Source organism: Flavonifractor sp. An112, assembly GCF_904377885.1.
Classification (GTDB): domain Bacteria; phylum Bacillota; class Clostridia; order Oscillospirales; family Oscillospiraceae; genus Flavonifractor; species Flavonifractor avicola.
This window is the reverse complement of record NZ_CAJFGT010000106.1, coordinates 1-5443: the sequence shown is the minus strand read 5'-3', so window position 1 is coordinate 5443 and position 5443 is coordinate 1. Positions and strand designations below refer to the sequence as shown.

Genomic DNA, 5443 nt, shown 5'->3' with positions numbered 1-5443 from the left:
CTACGACATCGGCGTGGTGCCCACCAAGGAGCCCTACCAGAAGCGCACCTCCCACGGCATGATCCTGGGCGAGGGCGGCGAGAAGATGTCCAAGAGCCGCGGCAACGTGGTCAACCCCAACGACGTGGTGGCTCAGTACGGCGCCGACACCATGCGCACCTATATCATGTTCATCGGCGACTTTGAGAAGGCTGCCTCCTGGAGCGACAACGCCGTTAAGGGCTGTAAGCGCTTCCTGGACCGTGTGTGGAACCTGTCCGAGAATCTGACCGATTCCATGGATTACTCCGCCGCCAATGAGAGCGCTGTCCACAAGACCATCAAGAAGGTGGCCGACGACATCGAGGCCATGAAGTTCAATACTGCCATTGCCGCCCTGATGGCTCTGGTCAACGACTTCTATGCCAACGGCTGCTCCAAGGGCGAGTACAAGACTCTGCTGCTGCTGCTCTCCCCCTTCGCTCCCCACATGGTGGAGGAGCTGTGGGAGACCCTGGGCTTCAATGCCGACGGTATGGCCTGCCAGCAGGCCTGGCCCTCCTACGACGAGAGCAAGACCGTGGCCGCCGAGGTGCAGATGGCCGTCCAGGTGTGCGGCAAGCTGCGCGCCACCGTCACCGTCCCCATGGACAGCGACGAGGCTACCGTGGTGGCTGCCGCTCTGGCCGATCCCAAGGTGCAGAAGTTTACTGAGGGCAAGAACCTGGTCAAGACCATCCTGGTACCCAATAAACTGGTCAACCTGATTGCCAAATGAGCATCAAAGGCGTGCATCATGTCTCCCTGAAAGCCCAGGGAGCGGAAGAATTCCAGCGGGTTCTGGATTTCTATCAGCAGGTGCTGGACTGCCTCCTGATCCGCCATTGGGGCCAGGGGGACAGCCAGGGCGCCATGCTGGATCTGGGTAATACCATTCTGGAAGTTACCTCCAATGGCATGGAGCGCTGCAAGGGCCTCTTTGCCCACCTGGCTTTTGCCACAGACGATGTGGACGGTATGGTGGAGCGGCTGCGGGCCGCAGGATGCCCGGTGCTGGTCCAGCCGGTGGATAAAAATCTGGGCGGGAACTACCCCATCCGCATCGCTTTTTGTGCCGGTCCCATTGGGGAAGAGCTGGAATTTTTCCAGGAACTGACCCAGGAAAAAAGAAAGAAATAAATCTGCACTTGACATTTGCTTGCGGATAGCATACAATGATTCTGTTAAAGCCATATCTATGTGTGGCCCTTTGGCGGTGGAACCCCGCCGCTTCGGAGGGAGGGGAAGTCAATGTCGGAAGTCCATGTGAAGGACGGCGAGTCCTTGGAGAATGCGCTGAAGCGTTTCAAGCGCAGCTGTGCCAAGTCTGGCGTTCTGGCCGAGGTTCGCAAGCGTGAGCACTACGAGAGCCCGAGCGTTAAGCGGCGCAAGAAGTCTGAGGCCGCCCGCAAGAACCGCAAGAAGTATTACTAATCCTACAGATTACAGGACCCCGCGCCATAGGCGCGGGGTCCTGTTGTATCTTTGCCTATCCTGCCAGAATATCCTCCAGCAGATCCTCAATTTGTGGATAGGACAGCACCGCCTGCCGGATGCCCAGTCCCCGGGCCACCTGCAATTTTTTGCGGATGGATCCGGCGTCGTCAAAGAGAACGAAATGAGCGCCGTTCTCCCGGGACATATAAGTAAAGTAGTGGGCGCACAGCTCGGTAGAGAAAAAGATGGAGGGACTGCGTTCGTCCATCAGCCGGCGCAGCTCCTCCTGGCTGAGAGGTTGCCCCTGACCGGAGGGGGAGGGGAGGTAGAAGTCCTCTGCCACCCGCTCTATGGCCAGGGCCACCCGATCCTGACCGTACCGCTGGACTGCTTCTCCCAGCCTCTGGGCCAGGGAGCCGCCGGACAGGGCGGAGGAGATGAGCACCTTGGCGCTGTCGGCATAGCCGCCGTAGGTTTCGGTCACATAGAGAGGCCAGCCCCGCTTTTGGGTGAGACCGGCCAGGGTACGGACGATTTCCGCCAGCAGGGGCATGGGACGGCCCTCAAAGTCGCATAAGATGCCGTCATACCCCCGGGCGGAGCACTCCCGCAGAACCTCTTGACAGAAGGGCCCGGCCTCACCCCGGCCGTCAAAGCCCACGCAGTCCAGGGCCATGAGGCCGCCCCGGACGGATATGGGCATATTGGCCCGGAAGAGATGGGGGCCGCCCCCCACCCGATAGGCCGCATGGGCCACGGGAAGGCCAAACCGCAGAGCCGCCCGGCTGTGGGCGGGGGGTGCGGTGAGAATCAATGTGGAATTCAGCTGCATATCAGCTACCCCCTTGTCCAAGTTGTAAGAAGCGTGTATAATCAGCTTGTCGAAAAGGCTTTCCGACAAGCTGAAGCACGTTTTGAAACTTGAGCCAAGTTTCAAAACGTGTTTGATCGAACGCGAAAGACAACCCTGACGGTTTATCTCTGCGCCAAGTGCCGCCTTGCGGCGGTTGCGCTCCGAATCGCCCTGCGGGGCAGTCTTTCACACTATCTTTCCCTCCGAATCCTTTGCTCTGGAGGTTCTTTTCGATAGCCTGTACCATCCTATGCTGACCAGACAGCAAATAGACGAGGTGAAACCATGCTGACGGCCCACTGGTCAGGAAAGACCATTTACGACATCGATCCCGCCGCGCTGGCCGGGCGGGGTATCCGCCTACTGCTGGCCGATCTGGACAATACCCTGGTGCCCTACGGGGTGCCGGAACCTACCCAGGCGGTGCGGGACTGGACGGCGGAACTGGAAAATCAGGGAATCACCCTGTTTGTGCTGTCCAACAACCGGCATCCCCAGCGGCCCGAGCGGTTCTGCAAGGCCCTGGGCGTCCCCTATATCGGCCACGCCGGCAAGCCCAAGCCGGGCTCCTTTTACAAGGCAATGGAGCAGATGGGCTGCACCCCGGAGCAGACCGCCATTGTGGGGGATCAGATCTTTACCGATATTCTGGGCGGCAGCCGGGCTGGCGTGACCACGCTGCTGGTGGAGCCCATCCGGCTGGCGGGCAATCCGGGGCGCTACCTGCGGTACGCCGCCGAGTGGCCCTTTCGAGCCCTGACAAAAAGGAGAACAAAGAAACGATGAGCGCTATCTTCGGACCGGCAGGCAATGCCGAGTCCTTTCCCTATAAATCCTCGGTGGACGCTCCCCGCTGGCTGGCGGGGCTGGGGCTGGACTGCTACGAGTACCAGTGCGGCAAGGGCGTCAACGTAGGGGAAGCCACGGCCAGAAAGGTGGGGGAGGCGGCCAGGGAGGCGGGCATTGCCCTGTCCCTCCACGCCCCCTACTTCATCAATCTGGCCAACCCCGACCCGGACAGCCTGCAAAAGACCATCGGCTATATCACAGCGGCCTGCCAGGCGGCAGATTGGATGGGCGCCACCCGGGTAGTAATCCATTCGGGCGCACTGATGAAGCGCACCCGGCGGGAGGCCCAGGATATTGCCCTGAAATCCCTGAAAGAAGTGGTGACCGCCTGCGACGCTGCCGGGTTTGGACATATCACCCTCTGCCCCGAAACCATGGGCAAGATCAACCAGCTGGGGGATTTGGACGAGGTTTTGGAGCTGTGTACTCTGGATGAGCGGCTTACCCCCTGCGTGGATTTCGGCCACCTGTACGCCCGTACTCTGGGAGAGCTGGAGGGCCATGAGGCCTGCGTGAAAATGCTGGACCGCATCAAAGAGGTGCTGGGAGAGGAACGGGCCTCCCGTTTCCACAGCCACTTCTCCAAGATCCAGTTCACCCCCAACGGGGGAGAGAAGATGCACCTGACCTTCGATCAGGCGGACTTCGGGCCCGACCCGGAGCCTCTGATGACCGAGGTGGCCCGCCGGGGCTGGAGCCCTACTTTTATCTGCGAGTCGGCCGGGACACAGGCCGAGGACGCTCTAACCATGAAAAAGCTGTACCAAAGCGCCCTTTAGGGCTGCTGCGGCGCGAGATAGAAAGGAAGTCTTTATCATGAATCATCTCAATCAGATCGCGGCCAAGCTGGACGAATACAAGCTGGATGCCATGCTCATCACCAGCGATCCCGGCGAGTACTATGCCATCGGGTTCCACGGTGAGGGCATGGTCATCGTGACCAAGAACGAGAGCCGCTATTTCACCGACTCCCGGTACATTGAGGCCGCCGGCAACCTGGTCACCGGCGCCCATATTACCATGACCGACCGGAACAAGAACTTCATGGTGCTGGCCGAGCAGGCTGTGCAGGAGCTGGGCATTCAGAAGATGGGCTTTGAGGACGGCTATGTGACTGTGGCCTCCTACAACCAGTATTCCAAGCTGCCCTGCGAGCTGGTGCCTGCCCAGAGCCTGGTGAACAACCTGCGGGCGGCCAAGGACGAGGAAGAGATCGCCCTGATGAAGCGCGCCCAGGAGATCACCGACCAGGCCTTTGACGCCATTCTGAAGTTCATCCAGCCCGGCATGACCGAGCAGGAGATCGCTGCCCGCCTTCAGTATGAGATGCTGTGCCGGGGCGCTGAGAAGATGAGCTTTGACCCCATTGTGGTGTCCGGCCCCAACGGCTCCCTGCCCCACGGCATCCCCAGCGAGAAGAAGGTGCAGAAGGGCGAGTTTATCACCATGGATTTTGGCTGCAAGTACGGCGGCTACTGCTCCGACATGACCCGCACCATTGCCCTGGGCGAGCCCACCGAGGAGATGCGCAAGGTGTACGACACCGTGCTCAAGGCCCAGCTGGCCGGTATTGCCGCCGCCAAGGCGGGCGTGCCCGGCAAGGAGATCCACAACACCGCTGCCAAGGTGATTGAGGACGCCGGTTACGGGGCATACTTTGGTCATGGCTTCGGCCACAGCGTAGGCATCGAGATCCATGAGTCCCCCAATGCCAACGGCCGTGACGAGACCCCCATGCCTGTGGGTGCCGCTGTTTCTGCTGAGCCCGGTATCTACCTGCCCGGCAAGTTCGGTGTGCGGATTGAGGATGTGCTCATCTACACCGAGGAGGGCACTGTGAACCTCACCAAATCTCCCAAAGAGCTGATTATTCTGTAAAAAGCCTTGCAATGAGGGGAATAATAAGGTAAAATGACTTAGCTGATGATTCAAAAAACCTTTTGGAGGATGAATTTCAATGCCTACGATTTCTGCCAGTGATTTCCGCAACGGCGTGACCTTTGAGATGGACGGCCAGGTCATGCAGGTCGTCGAGTTCCAGCACGTCAAGCCCGGTAAGGGCGCCGCTTTCGTCCGCACCAAGATGAAGAACGTCATCACCGGCGGCGTGACCGAGACCTCTTTCAACCCCACCGCCAAGTTTGAGCAGGCCTATGTGGAGCGCAAGGACATGGAGTACAGCTACAACGACGGCGATCTGTACTACTTCATGGACCCCGAGACCTACGATCTGGTGCCCATCGGCTCCGAGCTGCTGGGTGACAACTTCCGCTTCGTGAAGGAGAA

The 5443-nt window shown here is 59.8% G+C and carries 7 protein-coding genes and 1 pseudogene; 7 read left to right on the top strand and 1 reads right to left on the bottom strand.

The genetic code is table 11. The features are described from left to right. From IHN22_RS12185 to rpsU, 3 genes are all read left to right on the top strand, one after another. The coding region (locus IHN22_RS12185) for a class I tRNA ligase family protein (RefSeq protein WP_191400189.1) at positions 1-757 on the top strand (757 nt) is incomplete at its 5' end. Then, complete coding sequence (locus IHN22_RS12180) at positions 754-1158, top strand: VOC family protein (RefSeq protein WP_207733083.1); 405 nt, start codon at positions 754-756, stop codon at positions 1156-1158. The genes IHN22_RS12185 and IHN22_RS12180, both read left to right, overlap by 4 nt. Before the next feature lie 111 nt (positions 1159-1269). Then, a complete protein-coding gene (rpsU, locus tag IHN22_RS12175; RefSeq protein WP_009259223.1) occupies positions 1270-1452 on the top strand; it encodes a 30S ribosomal protein S21 in 183 nt (60 codons plus the stop codon). Positions 1453-1507: 55 nt separating this feature from the next. Here the strand turns inward: rpsU and IHN22_RS12170 are convergent, their stop codons facing one another. Next, a complete protein-coding gene (locus IHN22_RS12170; RefSeq protein ID WP_191400187.1) occupies positions 1508-2287 on the bottom strand; it encodes a hypothetical protein in 780 nt (259 codons plus the stop codon). 306 nt (positions 2288-2593) lie between these two features. Between IHN22_RS12170 and IHN22_RS12165 the strand changes: the two genes are divergently transcribed. The 4 genes and pseudogenes from IHN22_RS12165 to IHN22_RS12150 all read left to right on the top strand — a co-directional run. Next, positions 2594-3094 (top strand): YqeG family HAD IIIA-type phosphatase, encoded by a 501-nt coding sequence (locus tag IHN22_RS12165; protein WP_191400186.1) that lies wholly within the window; start codon positions 2594-2596, stop codon positions 3092-3094. After that, entirely contained in the window at positions 3091-3936 is an 846-nt protein-coding gene (locus IHN22_RS12160) for a TIM barrel protein (protein WP_087389174.1), read from the top strand. Before IHN22_RS12165 ends, IHN22_RS12160 begins: the two co-directional genes overlap by 4 nt. A gap of 37 nt (positions 3937-3973) precedes the next feature. Beyond that, positions 3974-5035, top strand: coding sequence for a M24 family metallopeptidase (locus IHN22_RS12155; RefSeq protein ID WP_087328407.1), 1062 nt, complete (start codon positions 3974-3976; stop codon positions 5033-5035). A gap of 79 nt (positions 5036-5114) precedes the next feature. Continuing rightward, positions 5115-5443 (top strand): annotated as a pseudogene (locus tag IHN22_RS12150) (elongation factor P); the annotation flags it as partial.